Source organism: Clostridium thermobutyricum, from assembly GCF_000371465.1.
Classification (GTDB): Bacteria; Bacillota; Clostridia; order Clostridiales; family Clostridiaceae; genus Clostridium; species Clostridium thermobutyricum.
Genome location: NZ_KB850956.1, coordinates 461,461 through 484,387, shown reverse-complemented (window position 1 = coordinate 484,387; position 22,927 = coordinate 461,461). Strand labels below are relative to the sequence as shown.

Sequence of the window (22,927 nt, the reverse complement as noted above, 5' to 3'; positions counted from 1 at the left end):
TTTTCCTAAAAATACTTTTCTTATTATCTATAATCTTAAATAAATTTTTTTATAAAAAAAACAGCATATTAAATGCTGCTTTTCTAAAAACTATTCTCTTTATATAAATATACTTCTAATAATAAAATTTACTTATTTTTTATAAGCAATATCTATTCTTTAAAATAAAACTTAATAAAAAATATTAAATCATATATTTTAAATTAATTCATTTGGATTTATATATGGATTTTTATATCTATTTTTCTTTTCTGTCTTTGTTCCTATATTTATAGCTTTTTCAGGACATATATTTATACAAGCCATACAATCTATACATTTGCCCTTCCATATAGGTTTTCCATCTTCTAAATCTATATTTTCAACTGGACATATTTTTTTGCACATAGAACAAGAAATACAATTAGAATTAACATTAAAATGTTTATCTTTATTTTTATATTTATATCTCCACATATTATGTATAAACATACTTAAAGCTTGTTTATTTACTGCTTTATTCTCTTCTTTTCTATCAATTAAATCTTCTATAAATCTATTTAACTTTTCTTCTTCTCTTTTAATTGCCTCTTTTGCTCTTTCTTCTGTTGGATTTTTTCCTGCTCTCGTATAATTAGATATATATTTTATTTCAGTAAAATTATTTAATTTAAGTCCTTTACTTTTTAATATTTTATCTATTGTAAAGAAGCCATTATTAGAACTTCCACCCCCAGTAACTTGGACAGCGAAAATATATGGATTTCCTTTTATATCTAGCCTCTTTATAAAGTTTTCAACAATCTCTGGAATACTAAAGCAATGTAGTGGAAAAATTATTCCTATCATATCTTCATTAACTACTACTTTTTCATCTTTTATTTTTGGAATTGATACTAAATCTATATCTATTTTTTCTTTTATTTTTTTACCTACATATAATGAATTACCTGTTGATGTAAAATAAAATATTTTTCCCATTTTAAACACCTCTTTTAATCTCTGTTATAATTAATCTATTTTATTATTCCTAATGCTCTTATAGGTCCTAATATGCTTATCTTTGTTAGTTCTTCTGCCATATATTCCACTGATTCTTTTCTTCCATTATTTAGCCAATACAATATAAGTCCCATACAAGATGAGCTTGTAAATTCAAATAATATATCTTTATCTACTACGCACTTTCCTTCTAACTTTATAGAATGCATTAATTCTTTATATACACGATTCTTTATTATTTCTTGCATTTTATCTCTAAACACTGTTGACCCATTTTCTCCAAGCATATTAGAAAAAAATTTGTGATTTTCTCCTACAAAATTAAACATCTCATATAAAGTATCTTTCGGCTTATTTGAATTAAATTTCTCACTTTTTATACTATTTATTTTTTGTGCACGCTTTATCCACATAACAAATTCATCTAAAATTTCATTTGAAATAGTATTTATAAAGTCCTCTTTATTTTCATAATGCAAATAAAATGTTCCTCTATTTAATTCTGCCACCTTTACAATTTCATTTACTGATATTAAATTTATATTTTTTTTATTTACTAATTCTATAAAAGCATTTATTAAACTTCTTTTTGTTTTTTTTACTCTAATATCTATTTTTTCATCCATACGTTTTAATCCTTTATTTTCAAAATTAATAGACAAATTTTATATTTATGTTCAGTAATAAACATTATATAATTTTTTGACTATTGAATTCCTCAATTATTATTTTATTATATAGTCAAATAATATGAAAGGCGGTTTTAATATGTCTAATAAAATAAAGAAATTTGATATACATCATCATATAATACCAAATGAATATATAGAAACATTAAATGAATTAGGAATTGATGATTCTGCTGGATTAAAAATTTCTAGTAAAACTATTTATGATAGCTTAAAAATAATGGATTCTAATGGAATTGATGTAGCTATATGTTCTATATCTGAACCAGTAACATTACCAATAAAAGATGCCAATAAAGCACAAAAACTAGCTCATAGATTAAATGAAATTCAAAAAAGTTATATAGATAAATATCCAGATAGATTTGGAGCTTTTGCAGCTCTTCCTCTTCCATTTATTAAAGAATCTATAGATGAAATTAAATATGCTTTAGATGTTTTAAAGCTTGATGGAGTTGGACTTTTATCTAATTATGGTGAACATTTTTTAGGAGATCCTATTTTTGATCCTATTTTTGAAGAATTAAATAAAAGAAATGCAGTAGTGTTTGTTCACCCTAGTACTCCTCCTAAAGATATTCCAAGGCCTAAATTTATAATGGCTGATTTTGTAGAAGAATTTGTATTTAATACAACTCGTGCTGCTACAAATCTAATTTTAAGTGGTACTATGGAACGTTTCCCTAATGTTAAAATAATATTAGCTCATGCTGGAGGTACGCTTCCATATATTAAATATAGAATAGAAGATACTTTTAATTTTGCTAAGACATTAAATTCAAATGGATTAATTAAAGATGAGCTTATAAGTGATAGATATAATTCTATTAAAAAGAATATTTCTGAATATATAAAGGATTTTTATTATGATTTAGCTTTATCTATTCATGATGTAACTTATGAATCATTAAAACTTTCAACAAATAATGAGCATATACTATTTGGTTCTGATGCTAATTATGCTCCTCCAAATTTCTCTTCTATTGCAGAAAATTCTATTTGTAATTATTCTGGATTTAATGATGATATTAAAGATAAAATATTTTATTTAAATGCTTTAAATTTATTTCCTAGATTTAAAAAATAACTAAAAAGACATACATAAATTTTCTTTTATGTATGTCTTTATTATATTAAATAATACTATTCTGCTTATTTTCATTTGAGAAATTATAATCAGAAAATTTTCTAGAAATATTATTTATTTTATCTAACATATCTATCCAATAATCATTTCTCATTACAGCATTCTCTCTAGCTTCATTTTCTAAACCTTTTAATTCATTTTTATCATAATCATTAAACATATTACTAATATCTGATAATAATTCTTTTATTTTATCAAAATCCTTTTTTTCCTTTACAGTTAATTTATAAGAAGCATCTTTATTATTTACCATAATATTATTTAACATATTTCTCATATATTCATCTATCCTTGAAAAAACATCATTTTCTAAAACATTACCTGTATCTATTTTATCTTTATTAACTATTATTGTACCTGAATAAAAGTTATAATCATCCCAAAGCTCTATTAACTTATTAGTTATTCCCGAGAAATTATCATATATACTTAATATTTCATTACCAGTATATGATTTGTTATCTAAAATAACATTTACAATTTCTAAATTTAAGTTTACTTTTTCTTTTACTCCCCTCATATACGAATATGTATTTTTTGATGCTTTTTGCTTATAAATATAATGATTTATACTTAAATAAACATTAGCACCAAGACTTATTAAAAGAATTGCTACAACAACCTTAAAATAATTTAATTTTCCTCTCATAAAAATCCCCCCACGGAGTAATTGTAACATATTCGTAACATTTTATCTATATTTTATAAACAAGTACTATTTCTATCTTGCATAACTTCTTTATACATTCTAATTCCTTCTGCACCATCAATCTTTTCTTTTTTCTCATAACTAAGCTTTTTTATAACATATGGTCCATCTTCTAAAGAAAGTTCATCTTCTCCAGTAAGAACCCAAATTATATTTTTTTTATTTACTTTTACACTTAAATTTTTCTCGCCTACACCATCTGTAAAATAAATAATTGGTCTATTAAAAAGCTTATTTTGAGCTATATATTCAAAAACAGGTGAAAAAGCTGTTGAACCTAAAGAGTCATATCTATCTTTTATTTCATTTATTGATTTTATATCGTAAACTCTTCTAATTTTATTATCACATTCTATTATTTTTACTTTAGCTCTTCTAGTATCAGCTATTTTCATAACCTCCACTAATATTTTTCTAAATTCATCTTTTGAAATACTACCACTTATATCAATTGCCACTATTATTTCTGGAATTCTATCTCTTAATCTTCCTCTAAGATCTAATCTTTCACTTTGTCTTCTATCTCTTCTAGTAATAGTTTTTTTGTATCCTTTTTCTATAGATGGAATAAGTTTTTTTAGTACACTTTGCCATGGAACTTCTGCTTTTCCTCTATTTTTTATAAGTTCTCTAATACTTTCAGGAGCCTGTTCACTTTCTATTCCATTTAACGTTTTATCTTTTATGCTCTCAGATAATTCACTACTTATATCTAAGCTTTCCCACACATCATGAGCAGTATTTATATCAAAGTTTCTTTTAGCCTTATCACTTCTAACATCTTTTTTTTCTTTTTTTTCTCTTTTTCTTATTTTTTTATCAATTTCTTTTGCATAATACTCAATTGGCATATCTTCTTTTAATTCTACATTATACTCTTTTTCTGCTCTATCTAATCTCATTGCATCCATTGGTAAATCTTTTATAAATTGATTTATAGCAACATCTAAAGCCACATTTACTGCTTCCTTTGAAAAAGAATTTCTTAACTCTTTTTCTCTTTCATAATGTGAAAACATTATATGATAAATTTCATGTTTAAATAAAGCTCCCATTTCTTTTTTAGTACATTGAAGAAATAAAACTGGATTAAAATACATCACATACTCTCCTTTAAAAGGAATTGTTCCTAAAGGATAAGTTAATGAAAAACTTAATTTTCTTTTTATTTTAAGCATAAAGCTTCCAAAAAAAGAATTTTCACCTTTCATTAAATATATAACTACATCTGATACAAGATCAAAAAACTCCTTATTGAAAGAAGAATCTTCTCCTTTTTTTTCTTCAAGTATTAAGGCTTTATGATATAAATCCTCTCTTTTTTCATCAAAACTCATAATTACCACCTCTTATTAGAAATCATAAATTGAGAAGAAAGCATTTAAAAATTCGTCAGTATCTAATAATTCTTCATATATTCCATTTTTAGATTCCCTTTTTATTTCTTTCATTATTCCTAGTCTTAAGTCTCTTGGATAAAGCTCTAAAAGCTTACCAAATATTTTCAATTTTTCTTTTCTATCTTTCTCATATTCTAAGAAAGTAATTACTTTTTTAATTAATATATAAAGTCTAGAATTAGTTTCTCCCTTTATTCTATCTATTATTTCTCCATTTAAAACTTCATAAGCAAATATGTCAGAAACATTTATCATTGGTTTTTTATTTTCTTTTATAAAGCTCATAAAATCTAATGCAATTTCAGTTCCAACATTTCCTTTTACTATATTCATAAATACTTCTTCTGTATAAAATTCTGTATTTTCTTTATAAGCTCTATAAGCTTTAGAAACTCTTTCAAAACTTCTTGGACTTGGTTTTATATCTCCCTTAACATTTTTACTATTTAAATACTCTGGGAAAGTTGAAATAAATTGAATAACTACATCTTCAATATTATTATTTTTCATTCCCCATTTTATCCATTCTTTAACATCAGCTTCCATATCAAGCCAAACAAATCTATCCTTTTGCGCTAAATCCATTTCTACAACATCATATCCTTCTCCACCATAACCATCATTACTAAATGGATTTACTGCTGCAATTATTTTTATTTTATCTCCAATTTCAAAACCATTTATTTCTCTATTTAAAATTATATTCATAAGCTCTTGTTGAACTGCATGATCACATCTATTAAGTTCATCTATAAAAATTAATACTTCATTCCCTTTTCTTTCTTCTTCTGCTGCTAAAGAAAGTTTATTATGAGTTGCATATATAGTTTTTCCTTTTTCTACTGTTGGCAAGCCACCAATTTCCCCTTCTTTTAGAAGATTAGCATCTATAGTAATAAGCTTTGCATTCATTTCTCTGCTTAAATCTCTAACAAGAGCTGTTTTTCCTATCCCACTTTCTCCAACAATAATAGGAACATCTCCTACACTTATAACAAGTTTAACCGCATTTTTTATATCTGAATATTTCATTTTTTTAACCTCTTCCTAATTTTCTATAAAACACAATCTACTATAAATTTTTTTGACTTTCTATCACCATAAGTCTTAACAAATTCTAGCTTATCCATCTCTAGCATTTCTAAATCTATATAGCTTTTCATATATTCATATGTCATAGTTCCATCTTCAAATTTTTCTTTTAAAACTTCTAAAACTATATCTATATCAACAGAATCATGTACATATTTAAAAACATTAATATTAGCACTTAAAAAATCTTTTATCTCATCATAACTATAATTGCTCATAAAATTTATAGCTTCTTCACTTTTTGTTATAGCTAAAAGTTTACTTTCTAATGTTGGATTTTTTATATATTTTATAGCTCCCCAGTATTTTTCTATAGCTTTCTTTTGTAATTCTTCTTCAGGATTTTCAATATATCTTATAGAATCAAAATCACTTTCTATAGCTAATAATTTCATTTCATAAGTTGGATTCTCTACATATTGTATAGCCCACCCTTTTACCTCTAAAGCTCTTTTTATTATTTTTTCTGTTGGATTTTTTATATACTTTAGAGAGTTCCAAAGTGCTGTAACTGCTAGTATTCCAGCTTCTTCAGATAAATTTTCAATATATTCAACAGAAAGCGGATTATTTTTAACAGCTATTATTTGAAGTTCTTCTGTTTTTTCTTTTACATCTTTTATTAATAATCCATTTTTGCTTAAATCTTCTTTAGTTATTTCTTTATTCATATCTAAACTCATAATTATTCCACCTTCAAAATATTAATAAATAATAATTATTATATAATTTTATTTCTTAAATTATATCATTCCTTACTATTTTGCTCAAGTTTGTTAGTAAATTTCCTAAAAAAAATAAGCCCTCAAATAGTTAGATTTATATTAAGTGATTTTATTTTTCTCTTCCCACTTAATTTTATACTATCTACTCAAGGTCTCATAATTAGTCTTTATATTTGTCTATTTCTTTTTTTATTGAAGATAAAAGATTATTTAATTCCCAAACATCTCCATCATCAATAAGCTTATTTAATGATTTTTCATATCTACTTGCTTCAGGAATTTTACCTAAAGATATCAAAGTTAATATACTATTCATTATATTTGATATAATTCCTGATTTAACTTCAAATAGTTTTTGTGCATCTTTTATTTCATCTTTTATTTCTAGCATTTCTTCATCTAATATAAATGCTGCATCTGCGGCTGTTTTTAATTTTTGTTTTAATTCTAGTGGTATTTGTTGTTTATATTTATAATTTAATGAATGTTCTATAGTTGCCCAAAAGTTCATTGCAAGTGTTCTTATTTGAAATTCTGCTAATATTTCAACTTGCCCTTCAACAAGATTTACCGGATATTTTATTATCATATGGTAACTTCTATATCCACTTTCTTTTACATTTCTAACATAATCCTTTTCATAAAGAATTGTCATATCTTTTCTTGCCCTTAAAAGCTCTACAACTTTATCAATATCATCAACAAATTGACACATAACTCTTATTCCTGCTATATCTTCCATTTCAAACTTTATTCTTTCAACAGGAATACCAAACTTATTTGCTTTTTCTAATATACTTGATATTTCTTTAACTCTTCCAGTTACAAATTCTATTGGTGAATATTCATTTCTTTTTCTATATTCTTTTCTTATACTTCTTAGTTTGACTTTTAGTTCATCTACTGCTTGTTCATAAGGTACTAAAAAACCTTTCCAATTAATTATAGCCATCTTAACCACCTACCAATTTTCTTATATTATTATATCAAAAAATCACTTACTATGTATAAAATTTTTATATATAAAAGTAATCTATATATTATGGTATAATATGTTTAATATTGCTATTTTTGAGAGGTGCATTTATGGATGAAAATTATATTAAAGATCTATTTGATAAAAAAATAATATGCCCTGTATGTAATTCTACTTTTCACCAAAAAGTTGTTAAAGTTAAAAGTCCTAGAATTATTTCTAAAGACTCTGATTTTTTTATAAGATATAAAGCAATTAATCCTTACTTTTATGATGTATGGATTTGTAATTCTTGTGGTTATAGTTCCTTAAAAAGTGAATTTTTTAAATTAAGAGATTTTCAAAAAAATAAAATTTTAGAAAATATAAGCCCAAAATGGTCTAAAAAAAATTATCCTGAAATTTTAAATGTTGATAATGCTATAGAAAGATATAAATTAGCCTTAATAACTTCTAATATAATAAATAAAAGAGCTACTATTTCAGCAATAATAACTTTAAAACTAGCTTGGATGTATAGATTAAAAGAAGATTCAAATTTAGAAACTTTCTTTCTAGAAAAATCACTTGCATGTTTTTTAGAGGCCTTTTATAATGATCCTTTTCCTATCTTTGGCCTACAAAGAGATGGATTAACATATTTAATAGGAGATTTATACAGGAGATTAAATGATAACAAAAATGCTATTTTATGGTTTTCTCAAGTTATCACTAGTATAAACGCTTCACCTAAAATAAAAGAAATGGCGCGTACTTCTAAATATAATCTTAAAAATTTATAAATTAAAAATGTTTAAACTATATTTCTAAATATTTGGATAAAATTACAATTTGTGTGATATAATTATTTTATATTATTTATTTAGGAGGGTTTTTATGGGGTTTTTTAATAGAAAGTCACGCGATTCATCTAAAGTTTCGGATAATAATAATGAAGTAAAAACTATAGAAACAATTGTTGAAAAGCATACTGTTCCACCTGATATGCTTAAAGAGTTAAAAAATTTAAATTCATATGCCGATAATATATCGTCTTCTTTTAATGATATAAACTCATCTTTATCTAATTTAAGTAATTCTAGTGTTTCTCAAAGTAATGAAATAGAAAACGCTGCAACAATTTTAAATAATTTTAAGACATCAATGGAAGGATTAGCTTTTAATGTGTCTAATGCACATGCAAAAGCATTAGATACAGATAAACTTGCAACTGATGGATTAAACTCAATAAATGAATTAGATAATTCTTTAAATGATTTAGAAGAGGCATTTTCAGTTTCTAGTTGTACAGTTGATGCACTAGTTGATAAATTAGAATCCGTTAACTCAATAACTGATTCTATAAGCCAAATTGCAAGTCAAACTAACCTTTTATCACTTAATGCTGCTATTGAAGCTGCTAGAGCAGGTGAAGCAGGAAAAGGTTTTTCAGTAGTTGCTGGTGAAGTTAGAAAGCTTGCCGAAAATTCTAAACAAGCTGTTCAAAGTATTACTGCTATACTTGAAGAAATAAAAGGTGATATTTTAAAAGCTTCTGTTGCTATGAATACAGGTAATAAAGCTGTTGAAACTCAACATAACACAATAGTAGTAACAAAACAAAATTTTTCTGATATAAAAACATCTATAAGTTCTGCTACAACAGAAATAGATGAATGTATTAAAAATCTTGTGACAGCTTCTGAAAAAACAAATGAAGTATTTAATTCTGTTGAAAAAGCAAATGCCATATCACAAGAAAACACATCTTTAACTGAAGAAATAGCATCTACTATGGATGTACAAGCTACTTCTGTTAATAATTTGAATTCTACAATATCTAAAATAAAATCTATGGCTAATAAATATAATTAAATTTAATAAAAAATGCCTAAGAAATATTATTTTCTTAGGCATTTTTTATAGTATTTTTATAGGATCAAATTCTAAATAATCTGATGATGTCATTATATATTCAATTCCATCTCTATCACCATTTAAAATATTTTTAAGTCCGTATCCATGTATATGTCCGTATATTACCTTTTCTACTCCATATTCTTTAAATATATTAGTAAATTCTGAATCTTCAAATCTTTCATTAGTTGCAGGATAATGAATCATAACTATAAATTTTTTATATCCTTCTTTTTTTGCTGCATCTAGTGACAGTTTAAGTCTTATACATTCTCTTTTATATATTTTTTCATCATGTTCTGTATACTTTTCATTTGGTGCTATCCATCCTCTTGTTCCACAAATAGCATAATCTTCATATACATAAAAATTATTTTGAAGAAATTTAGTTCTGTTAAATAGATTATTTAATTTTGTAATACTCGCCCACCAATAATCATGATTTCCCTTTGATATTATCTTATTTCCCGGTAAACTATCTATCCACTTTAAATCTGCTTCACTTTCTTCCCATTTCATAGCCCAAGATATATCTCCTGCTATTAAAACTGTATCTTCATCTTTTATTTTTTTTAACCAGTTTTCTTTTATCTTTTGGTCATGTGCTGTCCAATTCTCTCCAAATATATCCATTGGTTTATCTGTATTTAAAGATAAATGCAAATCTGATATTGCATATAATGCCATATTTTAATCACCTTTCTATTTTTTATCTAAATCTGTTACATATGCAATTACATGGGCTACTGCTTCATATAGTTCTGTTGGAATGCTATCTCCTATATCTAAATTACATAATAAATCCGTTAATTCCTTGTTATAAACTATTGGAACCTCATTTTCATCTGCTTTTTGAATTATCTTTTCTGCTATATGTCCCATTCCAGCTGCTGTAACAATAGGTGCACCATTATTTTCTTCATATTTTAACGCTGCTGCCTTTCTTCTCTGCTGCATAAATTCTCCCCCAAAATTCTTTGTACCTGATTTTATTATATATTCTCATAATACTATAAAGCAATATTCTATAATAATAGTATTGTTTTTACTTAAACTATTCTATCTAAGAAATTATGTTCTTTATTAGAAAAGAAATTTCTGCAATTTGATATTGTTACTTCTTCTACTTTATTCTCTACAGATATCTTTATATCAAAACTCATACTTTCTAAAGATTTCTTTAAATTTTCTATTCCTTTTTCTAATACTATAACAAAATCATCATTACATTTTAATAAGATATTTAGAGTTCTATTATTTAAATGTATATAACTATCTATTACTCCTATATTATTAGTTTTTATGCTAACTACAACTTTAAAACTATTTTTATCTATTTTTTTATCATCTTTTCTATTATCTTTTATTATAAGCTTACAAGGATATTCTTTTTCACTAATATTTACAGGAATATCTAAATAATAATATTCCTTACTTATTGAATTAAAAATTTTGAAGTCAGATGAATTCTCTCTTACAAATTGAGTTATCTTATCATTTAATTTAACTTCTCCATCTTCATTTTTTACTAAATTAATTATTCCTTTAATATTATTTAGTTTTAATTTAATATTCTTTTCTACTTCTTTTCCTTTTAAAACTGAACTTTCAAATATCTTTTCATTAACCTCTGTTTTTTTATTTATATTTCTTTCTGATTCTATATTTAATTCTTTTATTATACCTTTTAGAATAGTTTCATATTCTTTTACTGTTAGCTTTATTTCTTTATTTATTATTTTAGATAAAGTTTTTTCAACACTCTCTTTAGATAATATTTCTTTTTCTATAAAATTTCTGTTGTCATTTTTATCTATTACTTTTTCAATAAATTCTTTTTTTAAAACATCTTTTGTAATATTATCTAATTTAATTTCTGAACTACTTAATTCGCCATTTTCAAATTTTGAACTAATTATATCTTTAACTATATTTTCTATCTCTTTATTTTCGCCCTTAACTATTGTTCTTAAAATATTAAGCATACTCCCCTTTGTTTCATTACTTCCATAAGTATTGTTTAATGGTACATTTTTACTTAAAGTTGCTTTTATATTCTTTTCCGTAATTTCATTTATGTCTTTCTCTAAATCATCTAGTACGCTTTTATTATTTAACTCAATTTCTTTATTAAGCAAATCCTCTTTTTGAATAAAATTTTTATTATTGTTTGATGTGTTTTTATTAATTTCTGTTTTAACTTCTTCACTTAACTCATTATTTTCTATAAGCTCATGTAAATTTGATATTAACTTATTTATATTATTTTCCTCTTTAAAAAGCTTATTAAAGCTTTCTATATTTTCTTTGTTTAATTCTATGTTATTTTCTAATAAAAACATTATATCTTCTTTAGATAATTTTTTAAAAACATTTATAAAATCTTTTAATAAACTTTCTATTTTAACGCCTTCACTTGAAGTTTTATTAATTTCTTTTGAAAATAAAAATTTATCTATGAAATTATCTATTTCATCTGGATTTTCTTTTATCTCATTATTAAAATTTATAATATCTTTAAATTTAGCTATATTATCTCTAGTTAAAGGAATATCTCTTTTCATCATATCTTTAAGCAGTGGTAAATCCTCTTTAAATAGTCCCTCACTTTTTATAAATTTATTTAAAATATTATTTTTGTTTTTATCTTCAACACCAGCACTGTTTTCTTTTACTATTTTCAATTTTAATTTTCCATCTTTTAAATCTTCGACTTTAAACTTAAAAACAGTTTTTTCACTTAAATCTATATCTTCATCAATTTCTGCTTTAAATTGCCATCCATCTGCTAATTTTATAGTAACTTCTTTACTTCCTTCTTTTTTAGTTATTTTCCCAGTAAATTTTTCTCCAATGCTAAAAGTTAATTTACTTGAAAGTTTTTTATTCGAAATTATATTACTTCCACTTATATTCCAAATTGCAGGCATTCTATCACCTCATATTCTAAATCTTTATAGGTAATTATCGAAAGCTTTTATTATTTTTTTACATAAAAATAGTCCTTAGAAAAATTCCTATATAAAAAATTTTTCTAAGGACTTTATTTAACTATTTTATTATTAATTTAAAGAATTTTTTCTTTCCTTTTTTAAGCATAGCTGATCCATCTTTAAAGTCATCACTTGTTAATAATCTTTGTATGTCAGTTACCTTTTCATTATTTAAAGTAACTCCACCTTGTTGTATTAATCTTCTTCCTTCTGATTTTGAAGGGAATATTTTAACACTTACTAATGCATCTAAAAGTGATCCTTCAAGCATATCAGCTGATAATTCTTCTGTTGGAACATTTGACATATCTGCTCCACCTGCAAATAAAGCTTTTGATGCTTCTTCTGCTTTTTTTGCTTCTTCTTCACCATGTACAAGTTTAGTTACTTCAAAAGCTAATACTTTTTTAGCTTCATTCATAGCTGAACCTTCTACAGCACAAAGTTTTTTAACTTCATCCATTGGAACAAATGTTAATAATGATAAGCATTTATATACATCTGCATCAGCAACATTTCTCCAATATTGATAGAAATCAAATGGTGATACTCTTTCAGGATCAAGCCATAATGCTCCTCCTACTGTTTTACCCATTTTTTCACCTTGGCTATTTGTAAGTAATGAACAAGTCATTGCAAATACATTTTCTTGTGATTTTTTTCTAACTAGGTTAACACCAGCAATCATGTTTGACCATTGGTCATCTCCCCCTAATTCCATTTTACATCCATATTTTTTGTTTAAAACATAGAAATCATATCCTTGCATTAACATATAGTTAAATTCTAAGAATGATAAACCGTTATCAGTAGCTAGTCTCTTTTTAAAGCATTCTGCTGATAACATTTTATTAACTGTAAAATGTGAACCTACTTCTCTTAAGAAATCAATATAGTTTAAGTCTAATAACCAATCAGCATTATTAACTATTAAAGCTTTATCATCAGAGAAATCTATAAATCTTGACATTTGATTTTTAATTGAATCAACATTATGTTGTATTTGTTCTTTTGTAAGCATTTTTCTCATGTCAGTTTTTCCACTAGGATCACCAACCATAGCAGTTCCTCCACCTAATAATGCTATAGGTCTATGCCCTGCTTTTTGCATATGTGCCATAAACATCATTGCAATAAAATGCCCAACATGTAAGCTATCAGCTGTTGGATCAAACCCTATATAGAATGTTATTTTTTCTTTTTCTAATAATTCTCTTGTTTCTTTTTCGTGAGTAAATTGTTTTATATATCCACGTTCTAGTAACTCATCTAATACATTAGTCATCTTTCTTCCTCCTGCCTAAGCCCTTAAAAGGCATAAATATAGTATATAACCATGTTTTCTATTTTGCAATATTATAAGATTCCAAAAAAATCAAAAGCCAATTAGAAAAACCTGTTTTCTAACTGGCTTATAAAATTTAATATGATTCTTTATTTAAACAAATTCCTCTATAAATTCAGGGATTTCAGTCATCTTTTCACTATTTATATTTATAAACATATCAATATTATATTTATTGCATATTTTTGATAATTTTAAGAATAAATCTTTAGTTTCATGTAATGAACAATTAAGTATACTTAAAAGTCCATCTATATATATGTGCTCAATATCATAATCACTAGAAAGTATACCACATAAAAATCCATAAAAACATTTACATCCTTTTATATGGAAGTCATCAGTAGATACAAATCTAATATTTCTATCCACAAATCTTGCATTGGTATGATCATCATCAATAAATACTATATTTCCTTTAGCTTCTCTTACATATATATTAGCTTTTTCTATAAGTTTTTTTGTTTTCCCAGAACCTCTCTCATTGCAAAAAATTTGAATCATAATTTTCAACCCCTATAAATTCTTTTATATATTTATATTCATATCCAATTTTTTTATGTTCTAATTTATTTATAAAAATATAAAAAACTAATACCTTATTTTTTTATAAGATATTAGTTTCTTCAATAAATTTTTCTTCGCAAACCACTCTATTTTTTCCATTATGTTTTGCTTTATATAAAAGCATATCTGCTTTATTTATTATATCTAATAATTTTCTATTTTCATTAGAAGAAAATGCTAACCCTAAACTTGCTGTTACAGTAGATTTTATATCTCCTAATGTAATGTCTTTATCTTGAATTTCTTTTCTCATAGTTTCAACTCGATTATAAACTTCTTCTTTATTTTTAAAGTCATATACAAATAATATTAACTCTTCTCCACCATATCTAGCAAATATAGAAGTTTTCAAAGCATTTTTGATAACTACTCTGCCAACAGCTTTTAATACTTCATCACCATATTGATGTCCAAAAGTATCATTTATCTTTTTAAAATTGTCTAAATCTAACATTACTATTCCATAATCAATATCTTTTTCTTTTTCTAAAAATTCTTCTACCTTTTGAAAAAAGTACTTTCTATTATATATTCCCATTAAAGGATCTTTTTTTGCCATATTACTAAGCTCCATATACAATATAGAATTTTCAAGTGCTATAGCAATTTGATTAGAAATTGATCTTAAAAATATTCTATTTTCTTCAGTTAAATTTATTGTATGATATACTATTATATATCCTATAAACTTATCTCTTAATTTTATTGGCATTCCCATTGATGATTTTATTTTAGTTTTACAGCTAGGGCAAATTTTTAAATAAGTGCTTGAATTGAAAATATATTCTATTCCCTCTTCAAAATTTTTTCTTTCATCTTCTGTTAATTCCATTTTACAAGCTTCTGGACTACTCGCTCTAATTTCTAATTTTCCAAGATTCATTGTATAAATAGATGAATGTTTTACACCTAAAACTCCAATTATCATATCATTTATCATTGATACCAAATTTTTATCTCTTATATAAGAATTTATGTACTGACTTATCTGTACTATATTAGATAAAACATCCATGTCTTTCTCTAATTTTATATTCCTATTGATTACTTGTTGAATTTTTTTTTCTGTATAATTTTGATAGATTTCATATTCATTTTTCAAATTATTATACAGTTCTCTATAATAATCCATAGCTAAAAAAAACCACCACCTAAAATAAAGTTCATCAATTTATTTGATATATTTAAATGATACTATTTTTAACATTTAATTTCAATAAGATTTGCACCTAGAAATAACTGTTCCTAGTATTACTAGTTCCTTCTACATCCAAGTTCACTTTTATATCTACATCTAAGATACTTAATATGTCTTCTTTCACTAAACCTGGATATTTTATTTCTAACATTCTTTCTACACCAAGGATATCAATATTTTTTTTATTATATTTATCAAAGAATGCTTGTAGATATTCTTTTATTCTTAATTCTGTTGTGTCCTCTATAAGTTGTAAAGATTGCTTATCAACTATAAATCTTCCCTGTGCTTCTGCTAAAGTAACTTTCATATTTACATCCTTAGTTAATAAAACTCTATCACCATTATATTCTATTTTAGTCTTAGTTTTATTTTTTAATATTTCAAAGGTTATAAACCCTTCTTCCATCTGAGGATTAACTATTTCTAAAGTACCTGTGTTAACTTTATCTTCTAATATGTTATATGTTAAGCCATCTATAATATCTATTTTCTCTTGCATAACATCATTCCTCATTATGACTCCACCACTTAATTCTATTCTCTCATCAATTACATCTTTTCTTAACTCTAATGCTCCAATAAGAGCACTATTAGCTCCAATTTCACTTTCAGTCATATATTCATTTATATTTACAATTATTGCCCTTGAATTTGCTTTATTTTTCTTAACAAGATCATTTATGAAAAGCCCCATATATTCTTCATCACTTGCTGCTACTTTTAATAATCTTTCTACATCTCCAAAATAAGCAAATATATAAGGCTTAACTAAAAATTCTTGGTCATTATTTATAATATCTAAAAATTTATCTATTCCTTCTTTAACAGCTTTTTCTGTAAATATAAAAGCTTTATTTTGTGTAACATTTATTTTATAACTTGATGCCATATTTACATCTCTTAATGCTTCTAAAACTGTTTTTCCTGTACCTTTATATAATATTCTTTTACCATTATCAGAACTTTCATTATTATCCCTATATGGTCTAACGCAATCCATATAAATTACTACATTTCCTATGGGATCTAAATCAAATACCATACTAGTAACAAAAGTAACATTATTTATATCTCTATAATTAAAACAGCCTGCTAACATAAGAAGTATAGCAATTAAAAGTATACCAACTTTAATCAATTTTCTTATCTTCATCTTTCTCACCTTTCCCAATTATCTCTTTAGAAATTCTATCCAATTTTCCTCTAAAAAAAACATCTTTAAATCTAAATCTTTCAGAACTTCCTATTGGAAATAAATAAGGATATCCTCCTGTTTCTAAATCTGCAATATTTGCTAAGAAAACCACTGAAAATACGAATAAACCTGGTAATCCAAATAATCCTCCAACAATTACAAAAACAAATGACCATATGGTTAATGCACCATACATTTTAGGGACTAAGAAATAACTTAGCATACTTAAAGATATTACTACAATTGTAATTCTTGATGCTATCCCTGCTCCAACCGCTGCTTCTCCTAATATAAGGGCAGCAACTATACTCATTGCATTTCCTATAGGCTGAGGTAGCCTTAATCCTGCTTCTTTAACCAATTGGAAGGATACCATCATTACGAGCACTTCTAATACAGTTGGTAGTGGCACCCCAGCTCGAGATACTGCTAACCTAAATACAAATAATGAAGGTATTAAAGAAAAATGATATGTAATTATTGCTACATACATACCTGGAATAAATGTTGCAAAAAAGAAAGCAAACCATCTTATTACTCTTGTAAAATTTGCAAATGTTTTATTTATATAATAATCATCTGGCATTTGGAAATTTTCTAAGAAAAAGTATGGTATTGTTATAACAAATGGAGTTCCATCAACAAGTACTGCAATTCTTCCTTCCATCATTTTTGCCGCAACTTCATCTGGTTTTTCAGTATATCCTACTGTATCAAAAACTGAATTTTTTGTCTTAAATTTACTTTCAACAAAGTTTGTATCTAATAAGAAATCTATTTTTAATGATTTTATTGTGTTTCTTGCATATTCTACTAAAGATTCTGGTGCTACTCCTTTTATGTATGCTAAACAAACTACTGTTTGGCTTTTTTCGCCTACATATGTAGGCTCAAATTTTAGATCTGGATTTTTCATTTTCCTTCTTAATAAAGATATATTATCAACAAAAACCTCATTAAATCCTTCTCTTGGACCTTTTACCACTGCTTCTGTAACTGGTATAGAAATACTTCTTCTAACAAATCCTTTTGCTTCACAATATATTAATTCTTCATATCCTTCAATAACAATTACTACATCTCCAGATACAATATGCAATAATGCATCTTCTATGTCTGTTTTATCTTTAACATAATTTGTTATGTTTATATCTAAAACATTTTTAATTATGTCATCCATATTTCTGCATTCATACTTTTTTTCTTTTAATGGAAAAACAATATATTGACTTATAAACTGTGTACTACATAAATTATCTACAAACACTAATGTTGCTTTTCCTAAGGAAGTTTCCACTTCTCTATATTTAACATCAAAACTCCCTTCTAAAACATTCTTGATTTTCATTAAATTATTATTCATTTTACATCACCTAAAAATATTATTCCTAAATAAATGTTTAATATTCATTATTTTGTAAATACTAACTTTAAATTCATTTTTTATATAAAAGGGAGAGTTTTTAAATGTACAAAATAAATTCAAAACATTTGATATTTTTTATTTTTTCGGTTACTGCAATAAGCGCTAGAACTTATGCTTCAATTTTTATAGGAGTTAATGGAAGAGATACTTGGATCTCCGCATTAATAGCAACCTTTCTTTTATTAGGATTTATTTTTCTAATAATGTTTATATCTTTAAAAACTAAGACTTTAACATTAGAGAAAGTTTTTTATAATACTTATCCTAAATTGCTTGGAAATATTTTTTTATTTCTATTTTGTGCAGGATTATTTTTAACTTCATTAGAAGCTGCTACAGTGGAATCTAGTGCAATTCATACAACAATATTTATAGAAACTCCAGTATGGTATTGCTTAGCATTTTTTATAATTCCTGCTGCATATGTAGCTAGTAAAAATTTTAGAACAATATCCATAGTTGTAATTGTAACTATAAGCATTATTTTTGTATCTAATTTATTTTTAATGACATTGCTTTATCAATATAAAAACTTCCAATATCTTTTACCTATTTTATTTAATGGACTTTCAAAGGAAAATATTTTTGCAACACTTATGCTACTAGGTTCTTTCTCTTCTATAGCTATAGTGTTTCCTTTTTTAAGATATGTACGTGATAAAGAGAATTTAATAAAAAATAGCTTATTAGGTACTTTTATTATTTGTATATTAGTTACATTTGTTTTTGTACTTTTAATTGGAACTTTTGGCCCACTTAGAGCATCTAATATATATTATCCAGAATTTTATCAAGCCCAAAGATTAGACATTGAAGATTTTCTTGAATTTGGTGATTTCTTTTTCTTACTTAGAACTGTTTGTAATTTATTTTTAAAATATGTCTTATCATTAACAGGGATAATAACTTTATTAAGAAATAAAATTAAAAGGAAAAAAGTTTTTATCGCTATATATACAGTAATAATTGCTGTATTATCTTATTTTATCGGCTCTAATCAATTTGTTATGTTTAATTTACTTAGGCCTTTGCAATTTATACTTTTAGTGGTATTTTTCGTTATTCCACTAATAACTTATGTAATTTATTTCTTTAAATATAAAAGAATGAAAATGTAAGGTAAAAATATAAGTTTTCTTTTTATTTGAAAAGAATATAAAAACCTTATTTTACTGTATTATTTCAAATTGACATTGGGTTTACAGGAACATATAATTTATATTATAAATACCTAGTAAGGAGTGAAATTATGGAAAATTCAGAAGCTAAAAAAGTTATTTTTAGTGGTATTCAACCTTCAGGAAACATAACTCTTGGGAATTACTTAGGTGCTATAAAAAGCTGGGTTAAATTACAAGAAGATTATGACTGTTATTTTTGTGTAGTTGATTTACATGCTATAACAGTTCCTCAAAAACCAAAAGATCTTAGAAGCAAAACTTTAGAATTGCTTTCAATATATTTAGCAGCTGGTATAGATCCAGAAAAGAATACTCTTTTCATTCAATCACATGTACCTGCTCATGCTGAGTGTGGTTGGCTTTTAACTTGTAATTCTTATGTTGGTGAGCTTTCAAGAATGACACAATATAAAGATAAATCAAAAAAATTTGGTGATTCAATAGGTGCTGGACTTTTCATGTATCCAGTATTAATGGCAGCAGATATTCTTTTATATCAAACTGATCTTGTTCCTGTTGGAAAAGACCAAACTCAACATTTAGAATTAGCTCGTGATTTAGCAAATAGATTTAATAATGCTTATAGTGAGACATTTAAAATTCCAACTGGATATATTCCTAAAGAAGGTGCTAAAATAATGAGCCTTCAAGAACCAACTAAAAAAATGTCTAAATCAGATGAAAATGTTAACTCTTTCATATTAGTTATGGATCCTCCAGAAGTTATAAGAAAGAAAATTTCTAGAGCTGTAACTGATAGTGTTGGTGTTATAAATTATACTGAAGAACAACCTGGTGTTAAAAATCTTATAGATATATTAGCTACAATAAAAGGTGAAAATCCATTTGATATTGTAAAGAACTATGAAAATCTTGGATATGCGGAATTAAAAAAAGATGTTGCAGATGCAATAATTGAAGAATTAGCCCCAATTCAAGCAAGAGCTCTTGAATTACAAAAAGATAAAAAAGCTCTTGAAGAAATTTATAGAAATGGTGCGCAAAAAGCTTCTTATGTAGCAAATAAAACTTTAAGAAAAGTTCAAAAGAAAATTGGATTTATACCAAGATAAAAAAGAGGACATAAAATGTCCTCTTTTTTATTTATTATATTATTCTTGATTATTTTCATTAGTATTACTTGACTCCGTATTATCTGGTGGAGTTGTTGTTTCTTCTTTATCTACATTTTGTGATGGTGGCTTAGTATTTTGATTCTCTTCTTGAGTTGGTGGAATTTCAGTTGGTTTATCTGAATTTGGCTTATTTGGTTTTGTTACATTATTGTTTGGCTTTGTTACATTACCACTTTGATTCGTATTAGTAGATGGCCTATTCGTTGAATTGCTAGATCCATTAGAATTAGATATATTACTATTAACTCCATTAACATTACTTGTTCCCACACTACTATTATTGCTTGTTCCATCTAAATTATTATTTGTAGATTCTATAATCTCCTTTTTTTCTTCAAGTTTCATTTTTTCCTTTTCTTTTATATCTATATATCCTTTATAATTCCTAAGTTGATCTTCATTTCTATAAGAAATTTTTATTTTCTTTTCTTCTTCTGTTAATATCTCAATAGCATTTTTATCTATAATCTATTCTAAAGTTACAGTTTTAAATTCTGCTTTTTCTATTTTTAAATCTTCTTCATTTATTTTCTCTAATAACTCCTTATATTCATCTTTACTTAATTTAGTTTTTCCATATATAATTTTAAATCCTTTATAAAATTCACTTTTTTCTTCTTGTGTTAATTCTAAAGATTTTAAAAATATATTATTTATGAAATTTTCATCATATTTAATATATTTAGATATTATATCAACATCAACTTCTATATAAGTAAAATCATCTATCTCAAAATTTTTCTGTAACATACTTTTTTCAAATTTATTTTCACTTGTATATAATCTTTCTAATTTTATAAGTTCTTCATTATTTTCTACTAAAAATTCTTTTGGATAATTATCTCCCGTTATTTTATTATCATTTTTATCTATGTTTAAAAGGCTTAGTCCTCCTAATCTTTTATCTTTTATAAATGCTAATAATAAATTATCTCTTTTTTCTTTGTTCTCTTCTGTTTCCTCTTTCTCTACTGCTAAAGGCTTATATTCATCACCTTTTTTTAATCCTTTAAAAACAATTCCTCCACCTATTAATAAGATAGATAATAGTATCGAAATTCCTATGTATATATTTCCCATATCTCTTTTTTTCTTTCTCATTATATCCACCCCTTTTAATACATATTTTACCATATAGTTATTTTCTTTTAAATATTTTTTTACAAATTAATACAAAAAAGACTATCAAAAGTGATAGTCTTTTTATATTAATTTTCATAAATAAATTTCTTTAAATCATTTTTAGTTTCTTTAATATCAAATACTGTATAATAAACTCCTTTAATATTCTTTCCTTGATATTTACCATCTTCAGGTAGTCTATATTGAACCATATCAGTATTTAATAAACTCATATTACTAGTACCTAATCCTAATATTTCTGTTGAAGAATAATTAGTTTCAACATATGTCAATAAATCTGTGATTATTCCTGGAATTTTAGAAGCTGGTACTTCTTTTATTTTTTTAAACACTGCTTCTAATACAGTTCTATGTCTCTCAGTTCTTCTTTGATCTCCGCCATCATATCTTATTCTGCAATAAGCCATTGCTTGCTCACCATCTAAAGTATGAATCCCTGTACCATTTACTGGAGTTGACTTATTACCTAAATGTTGATTTAAATATTTTAAATCTCCATTAGTTAAATTTATATCTACTCCACCAATTTTGTCTATTATTATTGGTAATGATGTAAAGTTAACAGTTAAAAAATTCTCTATATTTAATCCAAAATTAGTGTTTAACGTTTTTATAGCAAGTTGTGGTCCTCCAAAGGCATAAGCATGGTTTATTTTATCCATACCTCTTCCTGGTATATTCACATATGAATCTCTCATAATAGAAGTTAATTTAATTTTCTTATGCGCTTTATCAAGACTTAAAATCATTATACTATCTGATCTACCTGTTTGTCCTTTAGGTGCATCTACCCCAAAAAGAGCTATATTAGTTATGTCCTTACCACTTTCTTCTTTTACAATTCCTAAATCCTCTTTATTTATCTCAGTTTTTTCTATTTTTCCTAAAACATTATAAATATAAAAAACTCCTACTCCAACTAAAAGTACTATTACTGCAATAAGACTAATTAAAATTCTTTTTAGTATTTTTGTAGAATCTTTTTTCTTCCTTTTTCCCATTTCAATCCCCCTTAAAAAATATCCACTACTAAATTATATATCATTCATCATTTTTTTACAAAATTAATTTTATTTTCATAAAAAAAGATTAAGAGTTACATAACTCTTAATCTTTAAAACTCTT

23 protein-coding genes are annotated in these 22,927 nt (G+C 25.1%); 5 read left to right on the top strand and 18 right to left on the bottom strand.

Annotated elements, in window-relative coordinates; all coding sequences use genetic code 11:
- Positions 1 to 198: 198 nt before the first annotated feature.
- Together HMPREF1092_RS02125 and HMPREF1092_RS02120 are read right to left on the bottom strand one after the other, a co-directional pair.
- Positions 199 to 960 carry an EFR1 family ferrodoxin gene (locus tag HMPREF1092_RS02125; RefSeq protein WP_002596940.1) on the bottom strand — a complete coding sequence of 254 codons (762 nt, stop codon included), beginning with the start codon at positions 958 to 960 and terminating at the stop codon, positions 199 to 201.
- Between the two features lie 35 nt (positions 961 to 995).
- Positions 996 to 1,607, bottom strand: a complete 612-nt coding sequence (locus tag HMPREF1092_RS02120) for a TetR/AcrR family transcriptional regulator (RefSeq protein ID WP_002596939.1) — start codon at positions 1,605 to 1,607, stop codon at positions 996 to 998.
- Between the two features lie 142 nt (positions 1,608 to 1,749).
- Between HMPREF1092_RS02120 and HMPREF1092_RS02115 the strand changes: the two genes are divergently transcribed.
- The gene (locus HMPREF1092_RS02115) at positions 1,750 to 2,757 is read left to right on the top strand and encodes an amidohydrolase family protein (protein ID WP_002596938.1); all 1,008 of its coding nucleotides are present in this window, start codon (positions 1,750 to 1,752) and stop codon (positions 2,755 to 2,757) included.
- A 46-nt stretch (positions 2,758 to 2,803) separates the two neighbouring features.
- On the opposite strand, the gene HMPREF1092_RS02110 is transcribed toward HMPREF1092_RS02115, so the two are convergent.
- The 5 genes from HMPREF1092_RS02110 to yjbM form a co-directional block, all read right to left on the bottom strand.
- Positions 2,804 to 3,466 (bottom strand): hypothetical protein, encoded by a 663-nt coding sequence (locus HMPREF1092_RS02110; RefSeq protein ID WP_002596937.1) that lies wholly within the window; start codon positions 3,464 to 3,466, stop codon positions 2,804 to 2,806.
- A 53-nt stretch (positions 3,467 to 3,519) separates the two neighbouring features.
- Positions 3,520 to 4,863, bottom strand: a complete 1,344-nt coding sequence (locus HMPREF1092_RS02105; RefSeq protein ID WP_002596936.1) for a vWA domain-containing protein — start codon at positions 4,861 to 4,863, stop codon at positions 3,520 to 3,522.
- A 15-nt stretch (positions 4,864 to 4,878) separates the two neighbouring features.
- Positions 4,879 to 5,958: an AAA family ATPase gene (locus tag HMPREF1092_RS02100; protein ID WP_002596935.1), complete on the bottom strand. Its 1,080-nt coding sequence runs from the start codon at positions 5,956 to 5,958 to the stop codon at positions 4,879 to 4,881.
- Between the two features lie 23 nt (positions 5,959 to 5,981).
- The gene (locus tag HMPREF1092_RS02095; RefSeq protein ID WP_002596934.1) at positions 5,982 to 6,701 is read right to left on the bottom strand and encodes a hypothetical protein; all 720 of its coding nucleotides are present in this window, start codon (positions 6,699 to 6,701) and stop codon (positions 5,982 to 5,984) included.
- Positions 6,702 to 6,903: 202 nt separating this feature from the next.
- On the bottom strand, positions 6,904 to 7,695 hold the full coding sequence (gene yjbM / locus HMPREF1092_RS02090) for a GTP diphosphokinase (RefSeq protein WP_002596933.1): 792 nt from the start codon (positions 7,693 to 7,695) through the stop codon (positions 6,904 to 6,906).
- Positions 7,696 to 7,829: 134 nt separating this feature from the next.
- Between yjbM and HMPREF1092_RS02085 the strand changes: the two genes are divergently transcribed.
- Together HMPREF1092_RS02085 and HMPREF1092_RS02080 are read left to right on the top strand one after the other, a co-directional pair.
- A complete protein-coding gene (locus HMPREF1092_RS02085; protein ID WP_002596932.1) occupies positions 7,830 to 8,501 on the top strand; it encodes a DUF2225 domain-containing protein in 672 nt (223 codons plus the stop codon).
- 94 nt (positions 8,502 to 8,595) lie between these two features.
- Entirely contained in the window at positions 8,596 to 9,573 is a 978-nt protein-coding gene (locus tag HMPREF1092_RS02080; protein ID WP_002596931.1) for a methyl-accepting chemotaxis protein, read from the top strand.
- 45 nt (positions 9,574 to 9,618) lie between these two features.
- On the opposite strand, the gene HMPREF1092_RS02075 is transcribed toward HMPREF1092_RS02080, so the two are convergent.
- From HMPREF1092_RS02075 to HMPREF1092_RS02040, 8 genes are all read right to left on the bottom strand, one after another.
- Positions 9,619 to 10,302 carry a metallophosphoesterase gene (locus tag HMPREF1092_RS02075; RefSeq protein WP_002596930.1) on the bottom strand — a complete coding sequence of 228 codons (684 nt, stop codon included), beginning with the start codon at positions 10,300 to 10,302 and terminating at the stop codon, positions 9,619 to 9,621.
- Positions 10,303 to 10,317: 15 nt separating this feature from the next.
- Positions 10,318 to 10,572 (bottom strand): EscU/YscU/HrcU family type III secretion system export apparatus switch protein, encoded by a 255-nt coding sequence (locus tag HMPREF1092_RS02070; RefSeq protein ID WP_002596929.1) that lies wholly within the window; start codon positions 10,570 to 10,572, stop codon positions 10,318 to 10,320.
- Positions 10,573 to 10,664: 92 nt separating this feature from the next.
- A complete protein-coding gene (locus HMPREF1092_RS02065) occupies positions 10,665 to 12,545 on the bottom strand; it encodes a ring-infected erythrocyte surface antigen domain-containing protein (RefSeq protein ID WP_002596928.1) in 1,881 nt (626 codons plus the stop codon).
- 121 nt (positions 12,546 to 12,666) lie between these two features.
- Complete coding sequence (gene tyrS, locus HMPREF1092_RS02060; protein WP_002596927.1) at positions 12,667 to 13,893, bottom strand: tyrosine--tRNA ligase; 1,227 nt, start codon at positions 13,891 to 13,893, stop codon at positions 12,667 to 12,669.
- A gap of 153 nt (positions 13,894 to 14,046) precedes the next feature.
- On the bottom strand, positions 14,047 to 14,457 hold the full coding sequence (locus HMPREF1092_RS02055) for a hypothetical protein (RefSeq protein WP_002596926.1): 411 nt from the start codon (positions 14,455 to 14,457) through the stop codon (positions 14,047 to 14,049).
- Positions 14,458 to 14,560: 103 nt separating this feature from the next.
- Positions 14,561 to 15,652 carry a sensor domain-containing diguanylate cyclase gene (locus tag HMPREF1092_RS02050; protein WP_002596925.1) on the bottom strand — a complete coding sequence of 364 codons (1,092 nt, stop codon included), beginning with the start codon at positions 15,650 to 15,652 and terminating at the stop codon, positions 14,561 to 14,563.
- 97 nt (positions 15,653 to 15,749) lie between these two features.
- Positions 15,750 to 16,874, bottom strand: coding sequence for a Ger(x)C family spore germination protein (locus tag HMPREF1092_RS02045; RefSeq protein WP_002596924.1), 1,125 nt, complete (start codon positions 16,872 to 16,874; stop codon positions 15,750 to 15,752).
- Positions 16,852 to 18,279, bottom strand: a complete 1,428-nt coding sequence (locus HMPREF1092_RS02040) for a spore germination protein (protein ID WP_002596923.1) — start codon at positions 18,277 to 18,279, stop codon at positions 16,852 to 16,854. Before HMPREF1092_RS02040 ends, HMPREF1092_RS02045 begins: the two co-directional genes overlap by 23 nt.
- 104 nt (positions 18,280 to 18,383) lie before the next feature.
- On the opposite strand from HMPREF1092_RS02040, the gene HMPREF1092_RS02035 reads away from it, so the two are divergent.
- Complete coding sequence (locus HMPREF1092_RS02035; protein WP_002596922.1) at positions 18,384 to 19,460, top strand: GerAB/ArcD/ProY family transporter; 1,077 nt, start codon at positions 18,384 to 18,386, stop codon at positions 19,458 to 19,460.
- Between the two features lie 131 nt (positions 19,461 to 19,591).
- Entirely contained in the window at positions 19,592 to 20,596 is a 1,005-nt protein-coding gene (gene trpS, locus HMPREF1092_RS02030; protein WP_002596921.1) for a tryptophan--tRNA ligase, read from the top strand.
- Between the two features lie 39 nt (positions 20,597 to 20,635).
- On the opposite strand, the gene HMPREF1092_RS02025 is transcribed toward trpS, so the two are convergent.
- The 3 genes from HMPREF1092_RS02025 to HMPREF1092_RS02015 form a co-directional block, all read right to left on the bottom strand.
- On the bottom strand, positions 20,636 to 21,004 hold the full coding sequence (locus HMPREF1092_RS02025; protein ID WP_002596920.1) for a hypothetical protein: 369 nt from the start codon (positions 21,002 to 21,004) through the stop codon (positions 20,636 to 20,638).
- Between the two features lie 123 nt (positions 21,005 to 21,127).
- Positions 21,128 to 21,760: a hypothetical protein gene (locus HMPREF1092_RS02020; protein ID WP_002596919.1), complete on the bottom strand. Its 633-nt coding sequence runs from the start codon at positions 21,758 to 21,760 to the stop codon at positions 21,128 to 21,130.
- A gap of 107 nt (positions 21,761 to 21,867) precedes the next feature.
- A complete protein-coding gene (locus HMPREF1092_RS02015; protein ID WP_002596918.1) occupies positions 21,868 to 22,803 on the bottom strand; it encodes an LCP family protein in 936 nt (311 codons plus the stop codon).
- Between the last annotated feature and the right edge of the window lie 124 nt (positions 22,804 to 22,927).